We start from the raw sequence: 26,565 nt of genomic DNA, 5'->3' as shown, positions 1-26,565 counted from the left end.
GGTGACTCACTTGGTCTGAAATGTTGTCTTAGAAACCTGGTGAGTCTACCCTGAGGAGGTTACCGTAAGCCCTGTTGAAGGTGGGTTCTGACCCGCCCTACAGTTTCGTATCTCGCGAATAGCCTTCGAGACCGTCGACTGCGGCAAGCCCAGGTGATACGCGATGGGGTACTGCGATCACCCCGCACAGGTGCTCCACCAGCTCGGCCACCGCCTCGCGGGCTGGCCCGAGATACCTACGCGGGTCAGTGAGGGCGGCGTCGCCGTCGAGCACACGTCGCACCTCGGCACTCCAGACGACATTCAGAGCGGTACCAACGTTCACCTTGCGGATGCCGGCTGCCACCGCCCGTCGCAGGTCGTCGTCGGCCACCCCCGACGAGCCATGCAGCACGAGCGGCACGGGCACGGCAGCGGCCAGTCGCGCGATGAGCTCGAGGTCGAGGTGGGCCGTGCGGGTCGTCATGGCGTGCGACGAGCCGACCGCCACGGCGAGCCCGTCGACCCCGGTGGCCGCGACGAACGCCGCTGCCTCGCGAGGGTCCGTGCGCACGCCGGGGGCGTGCGCACCATCCTTGCCGCCGACCTCGCCGAGCTCCGCCTCCACCCACAGGCCCGCCGCGCGCGCGCGCACCGCAGCCTCAGTCGTCGCCCGCACGTTCTCGTCGTACGGCAGCGTGGAGGCGTCGATCATGATCGAGCCGATTCCGGCGGCGCTGCCCAGGTCGATGGTCTCGTCGATGAGCGCAGGCTCGCGCACGTGATCGAGGTGCAGGGCGACGGGCACGGATGCCGCTGCCGCCAGCTCGCGGCAGGCCGCGACGAGCGGGCGCATCCGCCTGCCGTGGTACACGACGGCGTTCTCGCTGAGCTGCAGCAGCACGCCGGTGCCCGCCCGCTCGGCGCCCGCGACGATGCCCTCGGCGTGCTCCAGGGTGATGACGTTGAAGCCGAGCACCGCCGTGCCGCGAACGACGGCCTCATCGACGAGGTGCCGGGTGCTGACGGCGCTCACTGCGCGGCTCGATACGGGCGCGGGCGGGGGCGGGGGCTGGCGTTCAGGCGTGTACTCATGCCCCGATCTTCGGCCACAGTGATCGAATCGTGCAATGTTCTGCGCGATATCGCACCAAACCGATCAGTTGCGATGAGCGAGCGCACGGCTGCGGGACTGGGAGACTGTCAGGCGCGGCGGGCCCTCGCCGATCGTGTGGTCGCGAGGACGATGACGAGCGAGAGGCCGAGGATGCCCGCGAAGACCCAGGCGAGACCGCCGAGGCCGGTGATGCCGAGAAGCACGGCGCCGAGCAGCGCTCCCCCGCCGATGCCCACGTTGAACGCCGTCGTGTAGATCGCGCTCGCGGTGTCGCGGAACGCCGCCGACGAGGTGTGCAGCAGGCGGGTCTGCAGCAGCGGCGGGATCGCTCCGAAGCCCAGGCCCCACAGCACCATCGCGCCGATCGCGACGAACGGCATGCTCGCGAACGCAGCGAGCGTCGCGACGGCGGCCCCCGTGACGAACACTCCAACGATGAGGGCGCTCGTGGGGCGCCGCCCGAGAACGCCGGCCAGTAGCAGGCCGGCCGCGCCCGCGATCCCGTAGAGGAACAGCAGGCCGCTCACGTCGCCGTCGGCGACGCCCATCTGCTGGATCATGAACGGCGCGATGTAGGTGTAGAAGCTGTATTGGCCGGTCATGATGACCGCCGTCACCACGCAGACGACGAGCACGGCGCCGAAGGTGGGGTCGAGGCGCGCGCGGCCGCGTGACCTGGCGGGCACGCTGGCGGCGGCGGCATCCGCTGTGCTGTCGGAGTCCGTGCGGCTGTCGGAGACCGTGCCGCCGTCGGAGGCCGTGCCGCTGTCGGAGACCGTGCCGCCGCCGGTGCCCGCCTCGCCCGCCCTCGCGATGCGGGGCAGAAAGCGCCAGATGAGCACGGCCGCACCCACCATGAGTCCGCCGACGATGGCGAACGCGAGGCGCCAGCCGAAGACGTGACCGAGCGCGGTGCCGACCGGCACGCCGAGCACGATCGCGACCGTGCCGCCGCCGAGGGTGATGGCGACGGCGCGCCCGATCTGCTCACGCGGCACGAGGTGGCCGGCATAGGCGCCCACGAGCGCCCAAAACAGCCCGTGTGCGATGCCGCCGAGAACACGCGAAGCGACGACGAGCTCGTAGGTGGGGGCGAGGGCGGTGAAGACGTTGCTGATCGCCAGCACGGCAAGGATCGCCATCATGAGGCCGCGGCGATCCCAGCGGCGGGTCAGCGCCGACAGCGGTGTGCTGGTCACAACCACGGTGAACGCGAAGATCGTGACGAGAATGCCGATCTGCGGCTTCGAAGCATCGAGCGAGCGGCTCATGTCGGGCAGCAGGCCGGCAGGCAGCATCTCGCTCGTGACCGAGAGGAACACGGCCGAGGCGAGCACGATGAGACCGGCCCACGGGAAGCGGGTGGCGGCGCGCGGCTGCCGACGTTCAGTGACTGTCATACGTGAGTGGCCAACGTACGGCGTTCCCCGCTCATTCCGCGCGACGCGGAATCGGGAGCGGGTCGACTACGCGCTGATGTGCGCGCCCAGGGCCGAGCGGGATCCGCCGACCACGCCCAGTCTACGCGATTCGGTACGCTGATCAGGTGAGTTCCGTCAGCGGCAGTACCACCGCATCCACCCACTGGGTTCTGACGCTCGTCTGCGCCGACCAGCCCGGAATCGTGCACGCAGTCAGCGGGGCCATCGTGTCGTCGGGCGGCAACATCACAGAGAGCCAGCAGTTCTCGAGCGCCGACACCGGGCGCTTCTTCATGCGTCTCCAGGTGGAATCGCCCGCCGAGCGAGACGAGATCGAGGCGGCGCTGGCCCCCGTGACTCGCCGGTACGACATGACGTGGAGCCTCGACGTCGTCGGCCGCCGCATGCGCACGCTCGTTCTCGCCTCGACCGCCGCGCACTGCCTCAACGACCTGCTGTTCCGCCAGCGTGCCGGCCAGCTGCCCGTCGAGGTGCCGCTCGTGCTCTCGAACCACGACAGCCTGCGCGAGCTGGCCGGCTTCTACGGAGTGCCCTTCGAATCGAGAAGCATTACGGATGCCGCGGGCAAGGCCGCGTTCGAACGTCGCATCCTCGACGTGGTCGACGAGCACGACATCGAGCTCGTCGTGCTCGCCCGCTACATGCAGATTCTCTCCCCCGAGCTGTGCGAACGGCTGGCGGGGCGGGCCATCAACATTCACCACTCATTCCTGCCGGGCTTCAAGGGCGCGAACCCGTACAAGCAGGCGCACGCGCGCGGGGTGAAGCTCATCGGTGCGACGGCGCACTTCGTGACGAGCGACCTCGACGAGGGGCCCATCATCGAGCAGAACGTCGTGAGAGTTGACCACAGCCGCACAGCGTCTGAGCTCGTCTCCATCGGCCAGGATGAGGAGAGCCGCACGCTCACCCAGGCCGTGCGCTGGTTCGCGGAGCACCGGGTGCTGCTCGACGGGGCGCGCACGATCATCTTCCGCTGAGTTCCGACGAACCCACCACTCTGTGCATCTATTCAGGAGGAATTGCACGACACACCGCTGCAGCCGAGTGCGGTGACGGCGTGTCGCGCGATTCCTCCTGCAGAACTGCACTGTTGGGGCGAGACGGGTTTCGAGACGGGCGCTTCGCGACCTCCTCAACCCGCGTCTGAGCGGGCCAGGCTGTGGCCGAGCCGCCGATACGATGGAAGCGTGAGTGAGACGCGCGCCCCGGCATCAATCGGAATCAACGACGTCGTGCGGTTCGTGCTCGAACTGTTCGCGTTCGCCACACTCGCGTTCTGGGGCTTCGTGGCGTGGCCGCTGCCGTGGAACATCGTGGTCGGCATCGGCGCACCGGTGATCGCCATCGTGCTCTGGGCGCTGTTCCGCTCGCCCAAGGCCGTGTTCCACATCGACACGTTCGGGCGGGCGATCGTCGAGATCATCGTGATGGCCGCGGCCGCGCTCGCCTGGTGGGATCTCGGTCAGCCGATCGTCGCGCTCGTCTTCGCCGTCATCGCGATCATCAGCGGAATCGTGAATGGCCTCAAGGAACTGAGCTGAGCCGCCGATCGATGGCACGCGACACCAGGCGGCAACACGACGAGGGAGTCTGACATGAATGACACGACCGACGTGCAAACCGGCATCCTCATCCACAGCGCACGCAAGCTCGACGTCGACGGCATCGTGGACGACTTCTGGCTTGCAACCGACGGCGACCGCATCACCGCCACGGGCGACGGCGTCGGCTGGCACGCGCACCGCGAGGGCCGCACCGAGCTCGACGCGCACGGCCACTGGCTCACCCCGGGCTTCATCGACCTGCACTGCCACGGCGGCGGCGGCCATGGTTTCGACGACGGCCCCGAGGAGATCCTCGGCGGGCTTGCTACCCACCGCGCCCACGGCACCACCCGGTCCGTCATCAGCCTGGTGACGAACCCGCTCGCTCAGCTGCGTGAGAGCCTCGGCTACATCGCCGACCTCACCGAGCTCGACCCGCTCGTACTCGGCTCCCACCTCGAGGGTCCGTTCCTCTCGATCGAGCGCCGTGGCGCGCACAACCCGGCGTTCATTCGCGACCCTGGCCCCGAGATGCTCGACGAGCTCATCGGCGCCGCCCGCGGCACGCTGCGCCAGATGACCATCGCACCCGAGCGGCCGAACGCCATCGAGTCGATCGAAGTTCTCGTCGAGGCCGGCGTGGTCGCCGCGGTCGGCCACACCGAGGCCGACGACGCGCAGACCCGGCGGGCCTTCGACGCGGGCGCTCGCCTGGTGACGCACCTCTTCAACGCGATGGAAGGCATCCATCACCGCAACCCCGGCCCCATCATCGCGGCCTTCGAAGACGAGCGCGTCACGGTCGAGCTGATCCTCGACGGCATGCACGTGCACCCCGATGTCGCCCGCGTGGTCTTCGGACAGGCGAAGGGTCGCGTGGCGCTCATCACCGACGCCATGGCTGCAGCGGGGGCGGATGACGGGGACTACCAGCTCGGTTCCCTCAATGTGACCGTGACCGACGGGCGCGCCCTGCTTTCCGGCACCTCGTCGATCGCCGGCTCGACGCTGACCCTCGACACGGCGCTGCGGCTCGCGGTGACGAAAGCAGGCGCCGAGCTACCGGAAGCGGTCGCCGCGCTGACCCACACGCCCGCGCGCGTGCTCGGGATCGACCACGAGTTCGGCCGACTGCGCCCTGGATATGCCGCCGACGCGGTGCTGCTCGACCACGAGTGGAACGTGCGCGGCGTCTGGGCCGCGGGCGCCGAGATCGCCGCGTAGGGCGAGCGCTAACGCTCGTCCCGCGTCACGTACGCCCTCAGAGCCCCTGCCAGCGCGGCTTGTTGTTCCACGCGTAGCGGTAGTAGTCGAGGTTCTGCAAGCGGCCGGCCGCTGCCTCGTCCACGATCACCGTCGCGTGCGGGTGCAGCTGGATCGCGGTGCCGGGTGAGCTGGCGCTGATGGGCCCTTCGACGGCGGAGGCGACGGCATCCGCTTTGCCTCCACCGAACGCGAGCAGTAGCAGGTGCCTGGCGCGCAGAATGGTGCCGAGGCCCTGCGTGATGCAGTGCATGGGCACGTCATCGGGCGAATCGAAGAAGCGCGCGTTGTCACGCCGCGTCTGGGCGGTGAGCGTCTTCACGCGGGTCGCCGAGGCGAACGACGAGCCCGGCTCGTTGAAGCCGATGTGGCCGTCGGTGCCGATGCCGAGAATCTGCACGTCGACTCCGCCGGCGCGCTCGATGGCGAGTTCGTACTGCTCCCCCGCATCGCTGATGGTCTCGAGCGCCCCATTCGGCACGTGGATGCGGTGCGGGTCGAGCCCGAGCGGCTGCACCACCTCACGTGCGATCACCGACCGGTAGCTCTCGGGGTGCCCGGCGGGCAGGCCGACGTACTCGTCGAGGGCGAAGCCACGCAGGCTGCTCACGTCGATGCCGCGAGAGCGAACGCCCTCGGCGAGCGCGCGATACACCGGCAGCGGCGTCGAGCCCGTCGCGAGGCCCAGAACCGCGTCTGGCTTCGCCGCAATGAGATCGAGGATGCTGCCTGCCGCCAGCTCGCCCGCCCGTGCTTCGCTCTCGACCACAACCACTTCAGCCAACGGTCACTCCTTCTTCGACGGTACCGACCAGCCCCGCACCGATCGCGGCCACCGGCACGCCCTCGGGGATGAGCCGCAGCCGATCGGCGAGGTGCAGGGACGCGAGGAACGCCGACGACGACGCCCATTCCGCGAGCACGCCCGAGACGCCGGCGACGAGCGCATCACCCAGGTGGCTGAGGCCGCCACCGATGACCACCGTGTCGACATCGACCGTGAGCACGAGCACGCGCACGGCCGAGGCGATGCCCTCGAACAGCCGCCGGGCGACGATGAGCGCCTCCTCGTCGCGCGCGAGCGCCGCCGCCATGAGCGCCCGGGCCGGGTGCTCGTCGTCGGTGCGCCACAGACGGGCAACTCCCGAGCCCGACGCGACCGTCTCGAGACAGCCGTGCTGCCCGCACGCACACAGCACACCGGCCGGGTCGATGGGAATGTGCCCGATCTCGCCGGCGGTTCCGTACGCGCCGCGCCACAGACGGCCGTTCACGACGAGGCCCGCGGCGAGCCCGGTGCCGAGGTTCAGGTACGCCATGGAGCCCTCGAGGCCGAGCACGTGGTAGGCGCCGAGAGCCGCCGCCTTCACGTCGTTCTCGACGACCGTGGCCACGCCGAACCGCCGGCTGACCGCACCGCCGAGGTCGAGCGATTCGACACCGAGGTTGACCGCGTGATGCACGAGGGAGCCGCCCTCAACGAAGCCCGGGATGCCGATGCCGATCGACTCGAGCGCGGCCGCATCCGTTCCGGTCAGCTCGCACACCTGCACGATCGAGGCGATGGCGCTGGCGGTCACGGCCTCCGGGCCGAAGCCGGTGGCGAGGCGGATGCGCGTGCTCGTCGTACCGTCGTCGAGCACGGCGACGGCGTCGGTCTTGGTGCCGCCGATGTCGATGCCGAGCCTCACGAGGCCGCCCCGGCGAGCCACTGAAGCACCGCGCGGCCGACGAGGCGTGACGCGCCGAAGGTGGCGACGTCGGCGTACGCACGATCGTCGGAGGGCCACCCCATGTCGACCACAAGCACATCGTCCCGCGTCGCCCGCAGCGCGTCAACCGTCTCGCGCACGAACGCGTGCCGATGATTGTCGCGGCCGATCACCAGCACCGGCGCGTCTGGGCGCCCCACGCCCTGCGGCGCCTGCGCCAGGCAGGTCACAACGGGGTTCGCGGCAAAGAGCGCCGACGCCGTGCTCGCGGGATCGCCGACGACCTCGGCGAACGGGCCCCACGGAGCCGTTCCCACCGCCACATTCACCTCGGATTCCATGCGGTACACCACGTAGCCGCCGGCAGCAGCGCGACGCCAGGCCTCGGCTCGTTCGCCGATGTCGAAGGCGTCCAGCACCGCCTGCGCGTCCACCGCCGTCTCACCGTCGCTCTCGAATGCCGCGTCCTTCCCCAGGGCCTCACCAGCGGATGCCGCCCCGGCCACAGCCGGGCCGGTCACGGGCCGCTCCCGTCGTGCGTACGCGAGCGCGTCGGCGAGCCCGTGTACGCGAGCCGCCGCGTCGGCGACGCGTGCGGCATCCAGAGCACCGCTCGCGACCGCGGCGAGGACAGCGTTCTCGATGTCACCCAGCTGCTCGTCCGTGTTCTTCGTGCCGATGCACAGCAGGTCGCAGCCGGCAGACAGCGCACGCGCCGCCGCCGCGGGAATGCCGATGGTGCCGCTCGCCCCGCGCATGTCGAGAGCGTCGCTGACGATGACGCCGTCGAAGCCGAGCTCGTCGCGCAGCAGCCCCTGCAGGATGCGCGGGCTGAGGGTGGCGGGGTTCTCGGCGTCGAGCTGCGGCAGCAGAATGTGGGAGGTCATGATCGTGCGCGTTCCCGCGGCGATCGCCGCCTGGAACGGCTTCAGTTCGCGCTCGCGAAGCTCGGCAAGCGAGCGGTCGACGACGGGAAGCGCGAGGTGCGAATCCTGCGCGGTGTCGCCGTGGCCCGGAAAATGCTTGGCACTGGCGGCGACGCCCTGCGACTGCAGCCCGCGCACCCAGGCGGCGCTGTGCCGGGAGACGGCGTCGGCGGTCGCGCCGAAGCTGCGCACGCCGATCACGGGGTTCAGAGGGTTCGAGTTGATGTCGACGTCGGGGGCGAAGTCGACCGTGCAGCCGGCCTCGCGCAGGGCGTGACCCACCTGCCGGGCGACCGCCTCGGTCGTGGCCGCATCGTCGAGGCGGCCGAGCACGGCGTTGCCAGGGTAGGGCGAGCCGGTCGCGAAGAAGAGGCGGGTGACGTCGCCGCCCTCCTCGTCGATGGCGATGACGGCGCGCGGGTTGGCCTCGAGAATCGCATCGGTCAGGGCGCGCAGCTGCGGCACCGAGACGATGTTCTCGCCGAAGATGCACACGCCGCCGAGGCCGTCACGCAGCCGGGCGGCGAGCCAGTGGGGCAGCGTCGTTCCGGCAAAGCCGGGCAGCAGCGTGGCGGCCACGAGGCGTCGGAACGCGGGCTCTGTCGTGTCTGGGGTGTCGGCGGCGGCGCCCATCCGCTTGTCGTTCGTACTCGCGCTCACCCCTTCACCGCCCCGCTGACGAGGCCGCTGGTCATGCGGCCCTGAACGAACAGGAAGAAGATGATGACGGGAACGGCAACGAGGGTGGAAGCGGCCATGACCTGGCCCCAGTCGATGGCCTTGCTCGCGCTGGCCTGGATGAAGCCGCGCAGCCACAGCGGCAGCGTCGCGCTGGCGTTGTCCGGCAGCAGCACGAGGGCGACCGTGAACTCGTTCCACGCCTGCAGGAACGCGTACACGCCGGATGCCACGAGGCCGGGCGCGAGCAGCGGGAACGTGATGCGCATGAACGCCTGCGTGCGGCTGAGGCCGTCGACCATGGCGGCCTCCTCGAGGTCGGCGGGGATTCCGGCGACGAAGCCGCGCAGCATCCAGATGGTGAACGGCACGACCGAGGCGATGTAGATGACGCTCACGCCGATGACCGTGTTGAGCAGGCCGAGGCCAGCCATCATCTTGTACTGGGCGATGAAGAGGCCCTCGGCCGGCAGCATCTGCACCAGCAGAATCGCGAGCACGAAGGCCGTGCGGCCGCGGAAGCGGAACCTGCTGATCGCCAGCGCGGCGAGGAACGCGAAGAGGAGGCACACGACGACCGTGATGAGGGCCACCGTCACGCTCATGCCGAGCGCGGGCAGGAACGTGCCGCCCGCGAAGACCTGCGTGAAGTTGTCGAACGAGCCGCCGAAGGGCAGGAACGTCGGCGTGAGCAGCTGCAGCTGGGCGTTCGGCAGCATCGACGAGTTCACCATCCAGTAGACGGGGAACACCCAGATGAGGGCGACGACGACGCCGAGCACGCCGAGCAGCGTGCGGCGGGTGCGGGCGGGCATCAGGCTCCTTCCTTCAGCATTTGTCGAACGTAGAACCAGCTGAGCGCAATGGTGATGATGAGAACGAAGACCGACACGGCCGAGGCCATGGCGAAGTCGCTCGAGCCGGTTCCGAGCTGGTAGATGTAGGTGCCGAGCAGGTTCGTCTCACTCGCGATGGAGCCGCGATCCTGCAGCATCTTGATCTGCGTGAACACCCGCAGATCCCAGATGATCTGCAGCAGCATCACGATGGCGATGACCGGCCGCACCATGGGCAGAATAATGCCGCGCAGCCGCTGCCAACCGCTCGCCCCGTCCATCTGGGCCGCCTCGAGCACCTCGTCCGGCACCTGGGTGAGGCCCGCGAAAATCGAGAACGCCACGAACGGCACGCTCATCCAGACCACGATGATGAGGGCGACCGCGAAGAACGAGAGGGGGTTGGCGAGCCAGTTGTGGCCCTCGAAGTCGAGGCCCATCCGGGTGAGCAGCCAGTTGACCACGCCACGGCGCCAGTCGAACAGCCAGGTCCACACCGTCATGGCGGCGACGATCGGCATCGCCCAGGCGAGCAGCATCGAGACCTGCAGAATGACACGCACCACCCGGCCCACGGCCTTCATGAGCAGCGCCATCAGCACGCCGACCACCATGGTGATGGCCGCCGTCAGCAGGCAGAAGAGAACGGAACGGCCGACCACGGTCCACATATAGGGATCGGTGACGAGCTTCGCGTAGTTCTCCAGCCCGACGAACGGGGCGGGTTTGCCGAACTGCTGGGCGAGCCCGAAGCTCTGCATCGACGTGATGATCTGCCACACGAGCGGGTAGCCCATGGCGGCGGCGAGCACCACGATGGAGGGCACGAGCAGCAGCCAGGCCGTGAGCGTGAGCCGGCGTCGCCCTCGGCGAGCCGGCGCATCCGTTCTCTGCAGCTGACCGGATGCTCGGGGCGGGGTCGTCGCCGGCAAGGTGTCGATGGCCATGGCGCGACCTCCTTTCGCGTGCGATGAGTATGACGGATGGTGCCGGCCGGGCGATACCCGGCCGGCACCCGCGGAATGCGTCGAACGCTAGTTCTTCGCGTTCAGCATCGGCGTGATCTTCTCGTCGTACTGCTTGGCGAGAGCGGTCAGGTCGGGCGCGCCCGCAATCTTGCTGAAGAACTCCTCGAGCACCTTCGATGCCTCGACCGACGCCCAGCCGGGAGCGGCCGGGGTGAGCTTCGAGTTGGAGGCCGACGCGATGAGCGCCTTGGCGAACTCGTCGTCACCGAGGGAGGAGACGTACTTCTGGTTGGCGGGGCCGAGGCCGTTCTTGCCGAGCAGCTCCTGGTACTTCTTCGAGAAGATGATCTTCATCAGCGTCTTGGACAGACCCGGGTTCTTGGTCGTGGCCGAGATGCCGATGTTGGAGCCGCCGGCGAACACGGGAGCGGTGTTTCCGTCGTTGCCGGGCAGGGCGAAGACGCCGAACGTGTTGTCGTCCCAGGTGCGGGTGACCTTGCCGTCGTCGCCGGTGCCCTTGACACCGATGGACCAGTGCGCCCAGCTCGGGGCCATGATCGTCGCCGCCGACAGCGAGACGGGAGTGGCCTTGTCGCCCTCCTTGGCCGCCGGAATCTCGTCGTCATCGTTCAGGTAGATGTACTGGTTGCTGTCCTGCGCATCGTTCGGCGCCTTCGAGGCGTCCTTGTAGATCGCCTGCAGCTGCTCGAGACCCGTGAGCGTCTTGGGGTCGTCGAGCGTGGCGACCCACTTGTCGCCCTTCTTCTTGGCGATGTCGCCACCGTTGGCGAAGATCCATGAGATGCCATCGCGCCAGTCCTGGCCGCCGAGGTAGAAGCCCGAGAGGGTGGGCTCTGCCTTCGCGATGGTGGCGACATCCTTGTTGAACTCGTCAAGGGTGGTCGGCGGCTGCGTGATGCCCGCCTTCTGCCAGACATCCTTGCGGTAGAACACGTAGCGCGAGCCGAAGTAGTAGGGCAGGGTGAAGTTCTTGCCGTCCACCGTGCCGGCGTCGACGAACGACTGCAGCAGGTCGCTGCCGCCGAGCTCCTTGTACATGTCGGAGATGTCGAGGAACGCGCCGACGTTCGTGAAGGTCGGCGACTGGGTGTTGCCGATCTCGGTGACGTCTGGCGTGTTGTTGGCGTCGGGCAGCGCCGTCGTGAGCTTGGTGACGAGGTCTCCCCAGTCCTGCTGCTGGATCTTCAGCGTGGCGCCGGTCTCCTTGGTGAACTCGGTCTTCAGGTAGTCGCGCAGGGCGTCGGGGGTGTCAGAGCCGGCGAGCCAGAGCGTGATGGTCTTGCCCTTGCCGTCAGTGCTGGCCTTCTCGGCCGGCGTGCTGGAGCATCCGGCGAGAACGAGGGCGGAGGCCGTCGCCAGGGCGGCGATGCCTGCGAGCTTTCTCTTCATTGCTGTTCCTTTCAGGTGGCGATGTCTCACGAAGTGTGCGTGCGCAACACCGTTGGTGCGGTTGTACGGGCGGAAGGCGGCGCTTCGGGTGCGGCCCCGCGCATCCGCCCGTTCTTGTTTTGTTAGTAAAGCTTACGAACAATCAAAGCGCAAGTGCTTCTCGCTTCGGTGCGCCCATAACTCCGGCAGGACGGGCAGCTGCCCGGAAGGACGGGCCTGCCACGGGCCTGCCACGGGCCTGCCTCCGCGAGGCGCTGGCGTCCTGCAGGAGTTATGCGCACGCGGTAGCGCGCAGGCACGCTGGGCCGCGGCTTGTGAACTCTCGGGTGCACCTGCGGCGGTACTCCGTTACCCTGATGCCATGGCGGAGATGAAACTTGAAGAGTTGTCGGCGTCGAACATCGTGGCGGCGAACAGCCTCACTCTGAAACCGGGGCAGGAACAGTTCGTGGCTCCCGTTTCGTACTCGGCAGCAGCATCCGTCGTCAATCCGAACACCTCGTGGCAACGCGTCGTCACGATCGACGACGAGGTCGTGGGCTTCATTCACGGCAACTTCGACCCCGACAGCGAGCACGAGGAATTCCGCGCGTGTCTGTGGCGCATCAACGTCGACGCCGACGCTCAGGGCAAGGGCGTCGGCACGTTCGCGACCCGCGCGCTGGCCGAAGAGGCACGCAAGCGCGGCTTCGACCGCGTCACCGTCATCTGGGAGCCGGGCGAGGAGGGCCCTGAGGCGTTCTTCCACCGAATCGGGTTCACGGATGTCGGCGAGACCCAGTACGGCGAGACCATCGGCGCGCTCACGCTCTGAGGCGTGGGTGCCGCCGCGTGAGCCCTGACCACCGTGAACCCTGACCACCCGTTCGTCGAGCAGGTGCTCGGCGTGGTGGAGGAGATCCCGGCCGGGCGCGTCATGACCTACGGCGGCATCGCGGCCGTGCTCGGCTCGCGGGCCTCGCGTCAGGTCGGGCAGGTCATGGCGCGCTACGGCAGCGACGTGCCCTGGTGGCGGGTGATCCGTTCTGACGGCAGGCCGCCCGAGTGCCACGAGGGCCGCGCGCTCGAGCACTACCGCGAGGAGGGCACGCCACTTCGAACCGCGGATGCCGGCTACCGCATCGATCTGCGCGTGGCGGCCTGGTCGCCGCACGCGCTCTGACGCCGCGCCTGTTCCCGCTTCGGCGATAGCATCGAGACGATGAACGAGGACGTGGTCTACGAGAAGGTCCGCGACGCCATCGCGTCGGGCCGGCTGCACCCCAACGAGCGCCTCGTCGAGGCCGACCTCACCGCGGCGTACAACGTGTCGCGCTCCGCGGTGCGCACCGCCCTGGTACGCCTCGAGCAGGAGGGACTCGTCGAGCACGAACGCAACCGCGGCGCGAAGGTGCGGCTCATCGACGAAGACGAGGCCGTCGAGATCTACGAGACCCGCAGCGCCCTCGAAGCCCTCGCCGCGCGCAAGGCCGCCGAGCGGGCGACAGCCGACGACGTGCAGAGGTTGCGCGACCTGTTGCTGCGCATCGGGCAGCATCTCGACGACGGCGAGCTCATGGCGGCATCCGATCTGAATATGAGCCTGCACGCGGCGATCCTCGACATCGCGGCCCACCGTACGGCGCTGCGGCTCGTCTCCACGCTCAACTCGCACCTCGTGCGGTACCACTATCGCACGATCATGCAGCCCGACCGGCCGCGGCGCTCGTTCGAGGAGCACACCGCCGTCGTCGACGCGATCGCCGCCCACGACGCGGATGCGGCCGAGTCAGCCATGCACTCGCATTTGCGCACCGTCACCGCCACGCTGCGCGAGCCGCTGCCGCCGGAGTAGGTCGCGCTCGCGAGTTCGCCCTCGTGCTCGCGAGTTCGCCCTCGTGCTCGCGAGTTCGCGCTCACCGCGGCGTGCTCGCCCTCACCGTGCGTGCTCGCCCTCACCGTGCTCGCCCTCACCGTGCTCGCCCTCACCGTGCTCGCCCTCACTGTGGGCGCGCTTCAACAGGAGGAATCGCACGGCACGCCGATGAGAGCGCGCACTCTCAGCGCGTGTCGCGCGATTCTTCCTGAATTGGTGCAGGGTCTGCTGCAGAGGCTGGATTGGCGCAGAGCGCGACCGTTCGCGCAATGGCGCGGGTTTCGAGACGCGCTTCGCACTCCTCAACCCGCCTCGAGGCGACACACAGTGGCGCGGGTTTCGAGACGCGCTTCGCACTCCTCAACCCGCCTCGCTGGGGGCGTCGTCGATCACCGGGGTGCCATGCGTGTGGAACGTCTCGATGGTCTTCAGCCCCCACGCCTGCCCCTTCGCGCGCTCGGCCGGCGACCAGGTGACGGGCTCCCAGTCCGGCTGCAGGATAAGGCGCGCACCGGGGTTGTGCAGCTCGATGCGGTTGCCGCCTGGCTCCCACACGTACAGGAAGAACCCCTGCTGGATGGTGTGCTTGTGCGGACCCGTCTCGATGTGCACGCCCGCCTCGAGGAACACGTCGGCTGCGCGCAGGATGTCCTCGCGCGTGTCGGTGGCGAACGCCACGTGGTGCAGCCGGCCCTTCGCTCCCAGCCAGTCCTTCGTGTAAACGAGGTCGTACGACTTGTTGCACACCGAGAACCACACCCCGTCGTAGCCGCCGTCGTCGCGTGAGATGCGCTCGGTGCAGCGGGCGCCCAGCTGGTCCGAGAGAAACGCCGTGACGGCGGCAACGTCGTTTGTCAGATAGTTCACGTGATCGAGCCGGCGCACGTTCGCCCCGCGCCCGGGGAACGCCGCGGCCTGGTTCTTGAGCTTCGGGGTGTCGGTGTCATCCGGTTGATAGCGGTCGACGTCCCAGTACACGCCCATCTGGTGCCCGTCCGGGTCGTCGAACAGGTAGACGCGGCCGAGCCCGTACTCGCTCTCGCTGAAGCCCCGACCGTACCCGGTCGCCTCGATCGCCTCGACGAGGCGGTCCATCGCCGGCTGGCTCGACGCGCGCACGAATGTGCGGCCGACCCCGGCCGACTCGCGCTGGATGAGCCGCACCGTGTAGCTCTGGTAGTCGTCCCAGGTGTGCAGCCACACGGAGTCCGCGTCGCGGCGCACCTCGCGCAGCGCCATCTGGTTCACGAAGAAGTCGCGGCTCGCCTCGAGCACGGGCGTGTAGAGCTCGACCGGGCCGATGTGGGCGATATCGCGCGGGCGCGCGGGGTCATGTTCGATCATGGGTCTCCTTCGGGCGAATCATTCGGCTCCTGACCGGGGCCACACCGTGCCGTCGAACAGCTTTCGTGCAGTGCGGATGACGGCGCTGCGCGCCACCCGCGGCGAGCCGCCGTTCGTCTCGAGCTCGATCTCGACGTCGAAGAACCCGGTCGGGTGCTCGATTCGCACCCGCGATCCCGTGCGAGCACTGCCGAGAACCCCGCCGCCCACCGAGCCAGGAACGAGTGCGCCCGCCGCGACCGAAATGGCACCGACGACGCCGATGGAGGTATGTACGCGGCGCGGAATGAACGTGCGGGTGGCGATGTCGCCGCCGTTAGAGGCGGGCGAGACGATCGAGATCTTCGGCACCGTGGTAGCGCTGACGTCACCGAGGCCCATGGCACTGCCCGCCGCCAGCCGCAGCGCCTCGACGCGCCCGCGCAGGGCCGCATCGCCCTCCAGCTCGGCCGGCGTCTCGTCACCCGCGATCCCGAGCGCGTCGGCGGTGACGAGCACCACCGGCATCCCCGCGTCGACGCAGGTAACCGTGAGCCCGGCGAGAACGTCTGTCGCGTGCCCGGTGGGCAGCAGCGGGCCGGATGCCGGCGGGAACTCCAGCGACACGGCGGCGGCCGCGAACGGCACGCCCGAGATACGCACGTCGCCGGCGTACTCGACGCGCTCGCCGGGGGTGGCCACGTGCGCGATGGCGGTGCCGCCGTGGCCGTTCATGACGCGGATGCGCACATCCGTCGTCTGATCTCTTGCTTCAACGAGCCCGCGCTCGATCGCGAACGGCCCGACGCCCGCGAGCAGGTTGCCGCATGTCTGGCTGTCGCTCACGATGGGCTCGTCGACCTGCACCTGCAGAAAGAGGTAGTCGACGTCGGCTCCCGAGTCGGCCGAGGCGCTCACCACCGCGACCTTGCTCGTGAGCGGATGACCGCCACCGATGCCGTCGATCTGCCTCGCGTCGGGCGAGCCGAGAACCCGCAGCAGCAGGTCGTCGCGCTCTGCCCGGTCGCCGGGCAGGTCGTCGGCGAGAAAGTATGCGCCCTTCGAAGTACCGCCCCGCATGAGCATGCAGCGGATTCCGTCGGCGCTCATAGCGCGCTCCCGCGTGGAATTCCGGTCTCGCCGACGCGCTCGAGCACCTCGACGGTGGCGCGGGTCATGGCCGCCTCGACGCCGGCCCCCTCAACCAGTTCGACGGCGGCCTGCATCTCGTGAACGCGGCGCACGCTGTGGGTGAGCGTGCCGTCGAGCAGGCGGGTGAGCAGTTCAGGCGTGATGTCGGTGAGGGTGGAGCGGATGTGCTCGGTGTACCACTCGAGCTCGCCCGTCGCCTCGGCCGCGCGCAGCGATTCGACGAGCAGCGCCGTCATGCCCTTCATCACGATGCTGCGCAGCAGCTTGCGCGTCGCGGCTTCGCCCGCCTGCGCGCCGACCACCGTGACCTGCATGCCGAGGGGCGTCATGGCGTCGGCGAATGCGGTGGCGCCCGGTCCCGACGCGAGCAGGGGCGTGGCAGAGCGGCGGGCGGGCACGGTGGCGACGAACACGCCGTCAACGAAGCGCAGGCCGGCAGCCTCGGCGGTCGCCGCCAGACGGCGCTTCAACGCGGGGCTCGAGCTGGAGAGGTCAGCGTAGATCGTTCCCGCCTGCGCGACCCCGGCAGCGGAAGCGAGCGCGCCCTCGGCGTCGTGCCCGGCGGTGAGCGCGATGATCACGTCGGCATCGGCGACGGCCATGGCACCCGAGGCCGCGCGCTCGTAGGCACCAGTCGGCCGAGTGACGAGCGGGTCATAGCCCGAGACGGATGCCGCGCCCGCGAGGTCTTCCGCGACGATCGACCCGGCCTCGCCGAGGCCGAGAAGCGCGATGCGCAGCGGCTCGCTCACGGCTGCCCGCCGCTCTCGTCGAGCCGGTCGACGTACTCGACGCCGAGATCGGCGAGCAGGGGGCGCAGGTTGTAAAGGTCGAGGCCCAGCGCTCCCGCCTCGAAAACGGCACGCTTCTCCTCCTCTTTCGCGGCGCGTGCCTCGGCCGCGGCGCGCACGGCCGCCGCCTCGGCGCGCGGCACGCACACGACGCCGTCGTCGTCTGCCACGATCACGTCGCCCGGCACGACCGCCTGACCCGCACACACGACGGGCACGTTGACCGAGCCCGGTGTCGCCTTCACCGTGCCCTGCGCGTGCACCGCCCTCGACCAGACGGGAAAGCCCATGGCGCGCAGCGTGGCAATGTCGCGCACGCCGGCATCGATGACGATGCCTCGCACGCCGTGCGCCTTCAGGGAGGTGGCGAGCAGGTCGCCGAACATGCCATGCACCGAGGGCGAGGTCGTCGTGACGACGAGAATATCGCCCGGCCGGCATACCTCGACGGCGGCGTGGATCATGAGGTTGTCACCGGGATGCGACGAGACGGTCACGGCGCTGCCGGCAATGGCGACGCCCTGCTGTCGGGCCGCGACCTCGGGCCCGACGAGCCCCGTGCGGCCAGCCGCCTCGTGCACCGTCGCGACGCCTGCCGTGGCGAGTGCGTCGATGTCTGCGGCATCCGCTCTGCTGATCTGCCGAACCACCACGTTGCGAGCCATGTCGGTCAGTCCAGTTCGTTCGTGACCTGCGGGTACACCCGTTCATACGCCTCGGCGTATGTATCGACGGGAAGGCCCAAGTTCGGGCCGCTGTTGCGCTTGGCCTGCACCCCGCGGCGCCTGCCGAGGTCGGTGTAGTACTCGATGAGATGCCCCTGGGCGCTCATGACGTTCATGGCGTCCACCTTTCTCTGCCACACAGCGGTGATGTCAAGCAGCACGTTTGGCTTGAAGTCGCAGACCTCGCTCTGGTGCGGTTCGAAACAGAAGACGGGCGGGGCTCCGATGACCTCGCCCGGCCCGGCCACGCCGGGAGCCTGGGCGAGAATGCGGGCCCTGCGGGCGATCTCGCCGGCGGTCGGGTGGTCGACGTTGTACGGGTCTTTCGGGGCGTGGGTCAGCACCGCGGCCGGCTGCAGCTCGCGGTAGAGGTCGATCAGCTGCTGCAGCAAGCCGTCGCTCTCGGGCAGCGGGTAGTCGCCGGCGTCGAAGAACCGCACCTCGGCGCCGAGGGCGGCAGCGGCGGCCTCGCCCTCCTCGCGGCGGGCGGCCTTGATCTCGTCGAGCGTCTTGCCTGCGCGCCACAGCCGCGCGGATTCGCCCCGCTCGCCGTAGCTCAGGCACGCGATGACGGCGCGGCGTCCCGCCTGCGAAGCGAGCGCGAGGGCGCCTCCCGCACGCCACACGAAGTCGCCGGGGTGCGCGGTCACGGCGAGCAGGGGTGCTGTTGTCATGCGAAGGCTCCTGAAATGAAGTGGGGCGGATGAGTCGGCCGCTTCGCGTCCTCCCCCATCCGTTCCTCCACGCTACAAAGTGCTAACAAGATTGTCAACAATCGTCCGGCCCGGCCGAGGAGCGGGTTGAGGAGGCGCGAAGGGCGTCTCGAAACCCCGTCGCCGCGCTGGGTTTCGAGACGACCTTCGCGGTCTCCTCAACCCGCATGCAGGGCTCACTTGACGCGGACCGCGCCCGTCTGCGCCTTCGACTTCGCCAGCTGGATCTGCTCGTATACGTGCCCGCGCAACTCGCCGAAGCGCGCGCTGGAGCGTGTGCTGAGCTGGTCGCGCTCATCCGGCAAGTCGATCGCCAGGTCCTCCTGCACCACGGTCGGCGAGTTGGAGAGCACGATCACGCGCTGGCCCAGGTACACCGATTCGTCGATGTCGTGCGTGACGAAGAGGATCGTCACCCCCAGCTTCTTCCAGATGCTGCGGATGAGGTCTTCGAGGTCGGCACGCGTCTGCGCGTCGACGGCCGCGAAGGGCTCGTCCATGAGCAGCACCTGCGGTCGATAGGCCACCGCGCGCGCGATCGCCACGCGCTGCTGCATGCCGCCGGAGAGCTGCCACGGGTAGCTGTCCGGCACGTGCCCGAGCTCGACCGCGGCGAGCGCCTCGTTCACGAGCGTCTCACGCTCGGCGCGCGGCACGCGCTGGTTCTTCAGCGGCAGCTCGACGTTGTCGCGCACCGTCATCCACGGGAACAGGCTGCGCCCGTACTCCTGGAAGACGACGGCCATGGCCTTCGGCGGCTCGGTGACCTGCTTGCCCGCAAGCGTGACCGTGCCCGCGGTCGGAGCCAGCAGCCCCGAGATGCACTTGAGCAGGGTGGTCTTGCCTGCACCCGACGGCCCGACGATGCACACGAGCTCGCCCGCGTCGATGTCGAACGTGAGGTTGCGCACCGCCTCGATCTCGCCCGCGTCGACCTGATACACCTTCTTCAGGCCGGAGACCGAGAGCATGGGCGCTCCCGCATCGGGTTCTGCGCCCCTGTCGACGGATTCTCTAATTGTCACGTTGTACCTCTCTCAATCCGTGGTACCAGCGCAGCACCCGGCGTTCGACAAGCTGGAAGATGGCGGAAAGTCCGATGCCGACGAGACCGAGCACCGCGATGCCGCTCCACATCTCGGGCACCGCGAAGGCGCGCTGGAACAGAACGATCGTGAAGCCCAGGCCGGCCGATGAGCCGAACATCTCGCTGATCACCATGAGGATCAGCCCGATCGACAGGCACTGCCGCACGCCCGTCATGATCTGGGGGCTCGCACCGGGCAGCACGAGGTAGCGCAACCGGGCCATGCCGGTGATGCGGTACGTGCGGCTCGTGTCGCTGAGCACCTGGTCGACCGCGCGCACGCCCTCGACGGTGTTGAGTAGAACGGGCCAGATGGCGCCCGAGATGATGACGACGATCTTCATCTGGTCGTTGATGCCGATGAGCAGCATGAGCAGCGGAACCAGCACGGGCGGCGGCACCGCGCGGAAGAACTCGAGCAGTGGCTCGAAGAGACTACGCAGCCAGCGGAACGAGCCGATCAGCACACCGAGCACGACACCGAGCACGATGGTAGCGGCAAGGCCGATGAACAGGCGGATGATGCTCGGCATGAAGTCCGTGAAGAACCGGTTGCTTATCCACACCCGCCAGAACGTCTCGACGAGCTTTCCCGGCGTGGGCACGTAGAAGTTCGTCGATCCCAGCGTCGCCGCCCACCACACGAGAATGAGCAGGATCGGCAGGCCGAGGAAGTACGCGATGCGCTTTCCCGTGCTCATACGACCACCTCGCTTCGCACCGAGGCGTGCCATTTCAACACGCGCTTCTCGAGAATGCGCACACCGACGTTGATGAGAACTCCGATCATGCCGGTCGCCAGAATGAGCGCGTACATCTCGACGACCGCGCCGCCCGACTGCGTGAGCCCGATCTGGTAACCGAGGCCCGGGCTGCCGATGATGAGCTCCGCTGTGATCGCGAGAATCAGGGCGACAGCGGATGCGAGGCGAATTCCCGTCATGAGGTACGGCAGCATGGTGGGCCACACCACATACCTCATGCGGGCGAGGCGCCCGAGACCGTAGCTTCTGGCCGTGCTGTCGGCGACCGGGTCGACGTCGGCCACGCCATAGAGCACCTGGAGCAGAACCTGCCAGAACGACGCGTAGACGACGAGCAGCAGCGACGACTCGAGCTTGGCGCCGAAGAGCAGCACCGCAAGCGGGATGAGCGCGACCGACGGGATCGGCCGCAGAAACTCGACGGTGGAGTGGGTGGCCCGGCGAAGGAAGGTACTCGAGCCGATGATGAGGCCGAGAACCACCGCCGCCACGATGGAGATGGCGAGGCCGAGCGCCCACGCCGTCATAGTCTCGCCCACGTCGTGCCAGAAGCCGCCCTGGCCGAGGTACTGCCCGAGGGAGACGAGCACCGTGCTCGCTGGCGGCAGGAACTTCTCCTGCACCAGGCCGAGCCGGGGCACCGCCTCCCAGGCGACGAGGAACAGCAGGATGCCCGCGGCACCCAAGAGGGGACCGGTCACCCGCCTGCTCGGCATCCTGCTGTTCGTACTCGCCATCGGGTACTACGCCTTTCTTACGACAGTTCGATCGAGCCTAGGTCAACAGGCCCAGCCACGCGCGGTGGTGCGGGCCCGGCACAGGCCTAGGGCAGCAGCTTGTCCAGGTCAGGCGCCTTGCTGATCGTGCCGTACTTCGCGGCCGCCTCGCCCAGCTTCTTCAGCGCGTCCTTGTTGAAGCCAGAGGAATAGGTGGGCAGCACCATGTCCTTCAGCATGTCGGCCGACATCTTCGTGTACGTGGTGATGATCTGGCGCACCTCATCCGGGTGCTCCTGCGCGTAGTCGAGCGACTTGTTCATGGCCTTGGTGAACGCCTTCACCAGCTCGGGCTTGTTCTTGATCGTGTCGCCCTTGGTGAAGTAACCGGCCACGTCGAGCTTGGGATCGAAGCCCGAGAAGTTGAACGTGATGACGCGGTAGTCCTTCGACATGGAGCCGAGGTACGGGTTCACGGTGGCCGCATCCACCTGCTTGTTGGCCACGGCAGCCTCGGCGTCAGGGAACGCGACCTCGACGAACTTGATCTTGGACGAGTCGCCGCCGTCCCGGTCCACGATGGCACGAATGGTCGTGTCGTTGATGTTCGCCAGGTTGTTCACGGAGACGCGCTTGCCCGACAGGTCGGCGGCCGTCTTGATCGGCGAATCCTTCGGCACGATCACCGCTTGGAAGCCCGGGTCGCCCGTAGCCGCGTTGCCATTCGCCACGTACGAGAGGTCGAGGCCCTTGTCCTCGGCGACCATGACAGACACGTAGTTGCCGAAGGCGAAGTCGTACGTGCCCGAGACCACGCCGGGAACGGCGGCCGCACCGCCGGTTGTCGGCTGGATGGTGAGGTCGATTCCCTCGTCGGCGAAGAAGCCCTTCTCCTTGCCGAGGTACGCGGGTGCCGTGTCGGGAATGGGAATGACGCCGAGCGTCACCTTTGTCGGCTCGCTCTTGCTCGGGCCCTTATCGTCGCTGTTCGATCCGCCCGTACCGCCCGATGAGCAGGCGCTGAGCGCGAGTACGGCGGCAGCCACGATGCCGATCGTCATTGATCTTCTCATTGTGTGTCTTCTCTCTTGTGTGATTAACGCGTGTCACTCTTGCCGCAGCGGGTGCCTGTGGAGCTGTGTGGCATCCGTCACGCTTGTGTCGCCAGGCCGCGCCGAAGGAGACGCTGCACTAACGCTATAAATCCGCAACATGATTGTCAACAATCTTGCCCTGCGGTCTCGGCCCCGGGGAAGTGCCCAAGGTCGGCCTTCGCCCGCGTCGTGCGCCAGCGCACCGTCGTGAACATGTCGACGTTCGACTCCCCGCCGAAGCGGCCGCCCGAGCCCGATGCTCGCACCCCACCCATCGGCGCCCACGGGTTGTCGTTGATCGGCTGACCGTTGATGTGCACCATGCCAGAGCGGATGCGGTCCGCCACCCGGTTCGCACGGTCAATCGAGGCGCTGTGCACCGAGGCAGAGAGCCCGTACTCGGTGTCGTTGGCGATACGCACCGCCTCGTCGTCCCCGGCCGCCGTGACCACGACGGCCACAGGGCCGAAGATCTCCTCGGCGTAGGCCCGCATGCCGGGACGGACGCCCGCGAGAACCGTCGGCTGCACGAATTGGCCGCGCACCTCGCCGCCGGCCACGACCGTCGCGCCGTTCGCCCGCGCATCCTCGATGATCTCGGCCACGCGCTCGGCCTGCGCCCGGTTGATGAGCGGCCCGAGGTCCACCTCGCCCTGGGCCGGGTCGCCGACGCGCAGCGACCTGGCCCGCTCGGCGAGACGGGTGACGTAGCGCTCTGCCACGGACTCGTCGACCACGTGCCGGCCCGCCGCCATGCAGATCTGGCCCTGGTGCAGGAACGTGCCCCACGCGCCGGACTCCGCGGCACCCTCGACGTCTGCGTCGGCGAGCACCACGTGCGGGCTCTTGCCGCCGAGCTCCAGCGCCACCTTCTTCAGCAGCGGAGCCGTCATCGCCGCGATCTGGCGACCCACCCGGGTCGAACCCGTGAAACTGACCATCGAGACATCCGGATGCTGCACCAGCGCCTCGCCCACGCTCGGCCCCCGCCCGGGCACGACCGAGAACACGCCGGCGGGCAGGCCCGCGAGCTCCAGCACGCGGGCGAGGAGCAGGCCGCCGCTCACCGGCGTCTGGTGATCCGGCTTGAGCACGACGGCGTTGCCGAGCGCGAGCGCCGGTGCGACCGAGCGCATCGCAAGCACGAGGGGCACGTTCCAGGGGGTGATGACGCCGACGACGCCGTGCGGCACGCGTTCGGCCACGCTCGCGTCCTCCCCCGTCGTCGGCAGAATGCGGGTGTGATCGGCGCGCGCCAGGTCGGCGGCGGCCCTGAACTCGTCGAGCGCCTGCGCGATCTCGGACTGCGCCTTCGGCACGGCACTGCCCGCCTCGCGCACGAGCCAGCGCACGTACTCCTCCCGATGGGCCTCGAGCACGTCGGCCGCGTGCTCGAGCACGCGTGCGCGCTGCTCGGGCGCATCCGCTGCCCAGGCGCGTTGCGCGCCGACCGCGAGCGTGACGGCGTTGTCGAGTTGCGCCCGCGAGGCCTCGGCCAGCCGCGCGAGCGTCTCGCCTGTCGCCTTGTCTTCAACCGTCAGGCTCTCGCCCTCGCCCGCGGCCCAGCCGCCGATGTAGACGCCGCTGTCATCGCCTGCCGCGCGCAGCGTCGCTGCCGCGCCCTGCGTCGCTGCCGTGTCGTGCGTCGCGCCCGTGCCCTGCGTGGTGTCCGTCATGATTCTGCTGCTCCTTCACTCGAAGGGATTGGTGGTCGATGTGGGAATCTCGATGAGCGTGGGGCCGTCGCTCGCGAGAGCCTCGGCGAGCGCCGCTTCGAGCTCGTCACGGCTTCGCGCCCGGCGCGCCGCCACCCCGTAGCCCTCGGCGAGCGCGCAGAAGTCGATTCCGTCGAGATCGAGCCCGGGCGCATCCGGAACCCCCATGACACCGGCGAACGATTTGAGCGCGCCATATGTACCGTTCTTGAGCACCAAGAAGACGACCGGCGTGCGGTAGGTCGCGGCGCTCCACAGGGCGGTGATTCCGTAGTTGGCCGAGCCGTCGCCGATGATCGCGACGACACGGCGGTCGGGATGCGCGAGCTGCACGCCGACCGCCGCGGGCATGCCGAAGCCCAGCCCGCCCGCAGCCGGGAAGAAGTAGCTGCCGGGCCGGCTGATGTCGATGCGCTCCCAGAAGACGCTGGTGGTCGAGGTCGATTCCTTGACGTAGATCACGTCGTCGGGTGTGCACTCGTTGAGCACGTCGAAGACCTCGGCAGGGTCGAGGCTCGTGCCATCCGTCGCCCTGGCAGCCAGAGGCGCGATCGTGCGCGGGTCGGGCATCGAACGGCCGTCGGCCTCAGACAACGTGGCAAGAACCGAATCGAGGATGGCGCGAACATCGCCGATGAGGGCGTCACCCATCGGCGCCCTCGCCGCCTCGTCCGCGTCGGAGGTGAGGTGCACGAGCTCGGCACCCGCCGGCAGATACTCCCCCGGCTCGTATTGGTGGTAGCGGAACACGGGAGCCCCGGCGACGATGACGAGGTCGTGGCCCGCGAGCAGCTCGCTGATGCCGCGAACTGACGCGGGGAGCACGCCGCGGAACGACGGGTGCCTCGTGGGGAACGGGCAGCGAGAGGCGGAGGGCGCGATCCAGGCCGGCATGCGCAGCCGCTCCGCCAGGGCGACGGCGAGGTCGTTTGCGCCGGTCGCGTCGATGTCTTCGCCGACCACGAGCACGGGGTTCTGTGCGCGAGAGAATCGGTCGACCAGTGCCGCGACCTGGGCGGCCGACGGCGAGGCGGCCTCGCTCACCGTCCGCAGCGCGACGTGCGCGCTCTCACCGGTGGCCTCCCGCGCCCAGTCGTCATAGGGAATCGAGACGTACACGGGGCCGCGGGGGTGACTCGTGGCGGCGTGAACGGCCTGAGCCATCACGCGCGGCACGTCTGAGGCCGAGGCGGGCTCAGCGCTGAAGCGAACGAGCGGTTTCGGCAGCTGCGCGGCATCCGTGTTGGCGAGCAGCGGCTCGACGCCGATGGTGGCGCGCACCTGCTGGCCCGCCGAGATGACAAGGGGGCTGTGCGAGGCCCACGCGTTGGCGAGGGCGCCCATGGCGTTGCCGGTGCCGGCCGCGGCGTGCAGGTTGACGAACGCGGGCCGGCCCGTGGCGAGCGCGTAGCCGTCTGCCATGCCGACCACCACGCCTTCGTGCAGGCCGAGTATGTAACGGAAGTCGGCGGGCAGCCCGGCGAGAAAGTGCAGCTCATTCGACCCCGGGTTGCCGAAGACGGTTGTGAGCCCGTGGGCCCTCAAGACCTCGAAGGTCTCGTCACGTACGCTCGACATCCATCGTCCTTTGCCTCGTTGCTGTGCGGCCAGCTTAGGAAGACAAGTAAAAACATTCAAATCAATCTTTCGCCCCTGCTGTATAGATGTTCTCTATGATTGCGGCATGACGGGAATGGACCTCAACCTCCTTCGCACCTTCGTAGCGATCCACGAGACGGGCAGCCTCACGCAGGCCGCAGACGCGCTCACGGTGACCCAGCCGTCGGTGAGCTACGGCCTCGCCCGGCTGCGCAGCCGCTTCGACGACCCCCTGTTCATTCGCCGCAAGCACGGCATGCAGCCGACGGTTCTCGCGGACGAGCTCTACGGCGTCTTCAAGCAGTCGCTCGTGCGCATTGACACCACGCTCGACAGCACCGCAGCCTTCGACCCCGCAACCTCACGCCGGCGGTTCCGCATCTGCCTGACCGACGTGGGCGAGATGATCCTGCTTCCACCGATTCTCGAGCGGATGGCGGCGCAAGCGCCGCACGTCGAGCTCGAAGTCGTGCCCATGCAGATCGATCTCGTGCCGGAATGGCTGGCCGTTGGCCGCGTGGATGCGGCGATCGCGAGCACGCAGCTCGCCGGCGACCTGAAGAGCGACACGGTGCTCATGCACGAGAGCTACTGCGTGCTGGTGCGCGACGACTTCCCTCTGGCGGATGGGCGGGCGATGAGCATGGAGCAGTTCCTGGCTGCCCGGCACGCCGTCGTCACGCAGGGCTCGGGCCACTGGCTGGCTGAGAACGCGATCGAACAGCTGGGGCTCGTGCGGCGCTCGACCGTGGTGCTGCACCACTTCTCGGTGCTGCCGCACCTCATCGAGCGGTGCGGACTCGTGGCCATCGTGCCGCGCGGCGTCGCCGACTCGGTGATCGAGCGCTGGCCGCTGGCCGCGGCGGAGCTGCCGTTCGAGGTGCCGTCGTTCCCGGTGAAGCTGTACTGGCAGGTGCGCGACCGCGAGTCCCCGGCGATCCGCTGGTTCCACGAGACGATCATCGCCGCGCTGCGCGCCGACGCCCCCGTCGAGGGTTGAGGGCGCCGGTTGAGGGAGCAGGTCGAGGGAACGGGTGAGGAAGCGGGTTGACAAGTAGGTTGTCGAGCGGATTGAGGAAGCGGGCCGAGGAAGCGGATTGAGGAAGCGGGCTGAGGAAGCGGATTGAGGAAGCGGGCTGAGGAAGCGGGTTGA

General features: G+C 68.8%; 26 protein-coding genes. 7 read left to right on the top strand and 19 right to left on the bottom strand.

From position 1 onward, the window contains the following. Positions 1 to 97: 97 nt before the first annotated feature. Positions 98 to 1,015, bottom strand: a complete 918-nt coding sequence (locus OSC27_RS13780) for a class II fructose-bisphosphate aldolase (RefSeq protein ID WP_267182041.1) — start codon at positions 1,013 to 1,015, stop codon at positions 98 to 100. A gap of 167 nt (positions 1,016 to 1,182) precedes the next feature. Next, positions 1,183 to 2,496 carry an MFS transporter gene (locus OSC27_RS13775; protein WP_267182040.1) on the bottom strand — a complete coding sequence of 438 codons (1,314 nt, stop codon included), beginning with the start codon at positions 2,494 to 2,496 and terminating at the stop codon, positions 1,183 to 1,185. A 146-nt stretch (positions 2,497 to 2,642) separates the two neighbouring features. Between OSC27_RS13775 and purU the strand changes: the two genes are divergently transcribed. The 3 genes from purU to nagA all read left to right on the top strand — a co-directional run bounded on the left by purU (position 2,643) and on the right by nagA (position 5,309). Next, positions 2,643 to 3,518 carry a formyltetrahydrofolate deformylase gene (gene purU, locus OSC27_RS13770; protein ID WP_267182039.1) on the top strand — a complete coding sequence of 292 codons (876 nt, stop codon included), beginning with the start codon at positions 2,643 to 2,645 and terminating at the stop codon, positions 3,516 to 3,518. 210 nt (positions 3,519 to 3,728) lie between these two features. After that, positions 3,729 to 4,082 carry a YrdB family protein gene (locus OSC27_RS13765; RefSeq protein ID WP_267182038.1) on the top strand — a complete coding sequence of 118 codons (354 nt, stop codon included), beginning with the start codon at positions 3,729 to 3,731 and terminating at the stop codon, positions 4,080 to 4,082. 54 nt (positions 4,083 to 4,136) lie between these two features. Then, positions 4,137 to 5,309 (top strand): N-acetylglucosamine-6-phosphate deacetylase, encoded by a 1,173-nt coding sequence (nagA, locus tag OSC27_RS13760; RefSeq protein WP_267182037.1) that lies wholly within the window; start codon positions 4,137 to 4,139, stop codon positions 5,307 to 5,309. Positions 5,310 to 5,346: 37 nt separating this feature from the next. Here nagA and OSC27_RS13755 read toward each other — a convergent pair whose 3' ends face one another. From OSC27_RS13755 to OSC27_RS13730, 6 genes are all read right to left on the bottom strand, one after another. Then, positions 5,347 to 6,132, bottom strand: a complete 786-nt coding sequence (locus tag OSC27_RS13755) for a glucosamine-6-phosphate deaminase (RefSeq protein WP_267182036.1) — start codon at positions 6,130 to 6,132, stop codon at positions 5,347 to 5,349. Next, entirely contained in the window at positions 6,125 to 7,039 is a 915-nt protein-coding gene (locus OSC27_RS13750) for an ROK family protein (RefSeq protein WP_267182035.1), read from the bottom strand. Before OSC27_RS13750 ends, OSC27_RS13755 begins: the two co-directional genes overlap by 8 nt. Continuing rightward, positions 7,036 to 8,646 carry a glycoside hydrolase family 3 protein gene (locus OSC27_RS13745; RefSeq protein ID WP_267182034.1) on the bottom strand — a complete coding sequence of 537 codons (1,611 nt, stop codon included), beginning with the start codon at positions 8,644 to 8,646 and terminating at the stop codon, positions 7,036 to 7,038. Before OSC27_RS13745 ends, OSC27_RS13750 begins: the two co-directional genes overlap by 4 nt. After that, positions 8,643 to 9,479, bottom strand: coding sequence for a carbohydrate ABC transporter permease (locus tag OSC27_RS13740; RefSeq protein WP_267182033.1), 837 nt, complete (start codon positions 9,477 to 9,479; stop codon positions 8,643 to 8,645). The genes OSC27_RS13745 and OSC27_RS13740 overlap by 4 nt, the downstream gene beginning before the upstream one ends. After that, entirely contained in the window at positions 9,479 to 10,447 is a 969-nt protein-coding gene (locus tag OSC27_RS13735) for a carbohydrate ABC transporter permease (protein WP_267182032.1), read from the bottom strand. The genes OSC27_RS13740 and OSC27_RS13735 overlap by 1 nt, the downstream gene beginning before the upstream one ends. Positions 10,448 to 10,534: 87 nt before the next feature. After that, positions 10,535 to 11,878 carry an extracellular solute-binding protein gene (locus OSC27_RS13730; protein ID WP_267182031.1) on the bottom strand — a complete coding sequence of 448 codons (1,344 nt, stop codon included), beginning with the start codon at positions 11,876 to 11,878 and terminating at the stop codon, positions 10,535 to 10,537. Positions 11,879 to 12,239: 361 nt separating this feature from the next. On the opposite strand from OSC27_RS13730, the gene OSC27_RS13725 reads away from it, so the two are divergent. Genes OSC27_RS13725 through OSC27_RS13715 form a run of 3 tightly spaced genes read left to right on the top strand, consistent with a single transcriptional unit; the run spans position 12,240 to position 13,712 of the window. Beyond that, positions 12,240 to 12,692 carry a GNAT family N-acetyltransferase gene (locus OSC27_RS13725; RefSeq protein WP_267182030.1) on the top strand — a complete coding sequence of 151 codons (453 nt, stop codon included), beginning with the start codon at positions 12,240 to 12,242 and terminating at the stop codon, positions 12,690 to 12,692. Positions 12,693 to 12,725: 33 nt separating this feature from the next. Continuing rightward, positions 12,726 to 13,040, top strand: a complete 315-nt coding sequence (locus OSC27_RS13720; RefSeq protein WP_323374141.1) for an MGMT family protein — start codon at positions 12,726 to 12,728, stop codon at positions 13,038 to 13,040. A 39-nt stretch (positions 13,041 to 13,079) separates the two neighbouring features. Continuing rightward, positions 13,080 to 13,712 (top strand): GntR family transcriptional regulator, encoded by a 633-nt coding sequence (locus OSC27_RS13715; protein ID WP_267182029.1) that lies wholly within the window; start codon positions 13,080 to 13,082, stop codon positions 13,710 to 13,712. A gap of 381 nt (positions 13,713 to 14,093) precedes the next feature. Here the strand turns inward: OSC27_RS13715 and OSC27_RS13710 are convergent, their stop codons facing one another. From OSC27_RS13710 to mdlC, 11 genes are all read right to left on the bottom strand, one after another. Beyond that, the gene (locus OSC27_RS13710) at positions 14,094 to 15,077 is read right to left on the bottom strand and encodes a VOC family protein (protein WP_267182028.1); all 984 of its coding nucleotides are present in this window, start codon (positions 15,075 to 15,077) and stop codon (positions 14,094 to 14,096) included. An 18-nt stretch (positions 15,078 to 15,095) separates the two neighbouring features. Continuing rightward, a complete protein-coding gene (locus tag OSC27_RS13705) occupies positions 15,096 to 16,166 on the bottom strand; it encodes a 4-oxalomesaconate tautomerase (RefSeq protein ID WP_267182027.1) in 1,071 nt (356 codons plus the stop codon). Next, positions 16,163 to 16,960, bottom strand: coding sequence for a DUF1932 domain-containing protein (locus OSC27_RS13700; RefSeq protein WP_267182026.1), 798 nt, complete (start codon positions 16,958 to 16,960; stop codon positions 16,163 to 16,165). The genes OSC27_RS13705 and OSC27_RS13700 overlap by 4 nt, the downstream gene beginning before the upstream one ends. Beyond that, positions 16,957 to 17,664: a 4-carboxy-4-hydroxy-2-oxoadipate aldolase/oxaloacetate decarboxylase gene (locus tag OSC27_RS13695; protein WP_267182025.1), complete on the bottom strand. Its 708-nt coding sequence runs from the start codon at positions 17,662 to 17,664 to the stop codon at positions 16,957 to 16,959. The genes OSC27_RS13700 and OSC27_RS13695 overlap by 4 nt, the downstream gene beginning before the upstream one ends. Positions 17,665 to 17,669: 5 nt before the next feature. Beyond that, complete coding sequence (locus OSC27_RS13690; protein WP_267182024.1) at positions 17,670 to 18,398, bottom strand: PIG-L deacetylase family protein; 729 nt, start codon at positions 18,396 to 18,398, stop codon at positions 17,670 to 17,672. Between the two features lie 215 nt (positions 18,399 to 18,613). Beyond that, positions 18,614 to 19,408 carry an ABC transporter ATP-binding protein gene (locus OSC27_RS13685; RefSeq protein ID WP_267182183.1) on the bottom strand — a complete coding sequence of 265 codons (795 nt, stop codon included), beginning with the start codon at positions 19,406 to 19,408 and terminating at the stop codon, positions 18,614 to 18,616. A gap of 43 nt (positions 19,409 to 19,451) precedes the next feature. Then, a complete protein-coding gene (locus tag OSC27_RS13680; RefSeq protein ID WP_267182023.1) occupies positions 19,452 to 20,225 on the bottom strand; it encodes an ABC transporter permease in 774 nt (257 codons plus the stop codon). Beyond that, on the bottom strand, positions 20,222 to 21,025 hold the full coding sequence (locus OSC27_RS13675; RefSeq protein ID WP_267182022.1) for an ABC transporter permease: 804 nt from the start codon (positions 21,023 to 21,025) through the stop codon (positions 20,222 to 20,224). The genes OSC27_RS13680 and OSC27_RS13675 overlap by 4 nt, the downstream gene beginning before the upstream one ends. An 86-nt stretch (positions 21,026 to 21,111) precedes the next feature. Further along, positions 21,112 to 22,065 (bottom strand): ABC transporter substrate-binding protein, encoded by a 954-nt coding sequence (locus OSC27_RS13670; protein ID WP_267182021.1) that lies wholly within the window; start codon positions 22,063 to 22,065, stop codon positions 21,112 to 21,114. A gap of 158 nt (positions 22,066 to 22,223) precedes the next feature. Continuing rightward, entirely contained in the window at positions 22,224 to 23,774 is a 1,551-nt protein-coding gene (locus OSC27_RS13665) for an aldehyde dehydrogenase family protein (RefSeq protein WP_267182020.1), read from the bottom strand. 15 nt (positions 23,775 to 23,789) lie between these two features. Continuing rightward, complete coding sequence (gene mdlC / locus OSC27_RS13660; protein WP_267182019.1) at positions 23,790 to 25,391, bottom strand: benzoylformate decarboxylase; 1,602 nt, start codon at positions 25,389 to 25,391, stop codon at positions 23,790 to 23,792. Between the two features lie 106 nt (positions 25,392 to 25,497). Here mdlC and OSC27_RS13655 point away from each other — a divergent pair, with 106 nt between their 5' ends. Further along, entirely contained in the window at positions 25,498 to 26,412 is a 915-nt protein-coding gene (locus tag OSC27_RS13655; protein ID WP_267182018.1) for a LysR family transcriptional regulator, read from the top strand. Positions 26,413 to 26,565: the final 153 nt, after the last annotated feature.

The sequence above is a fragment of the Microbacterium sp. STN6 genome (assembly GCF_026410545.1).
Classification (GTDB): Bacteria; Actinomycetota; Actinomycetes; order Actinomycetales; family Microbacteriaceae; genus Root112D2.
This window is presented reverse-complemented; position numbering and strand designations above follow the sequence as displayed.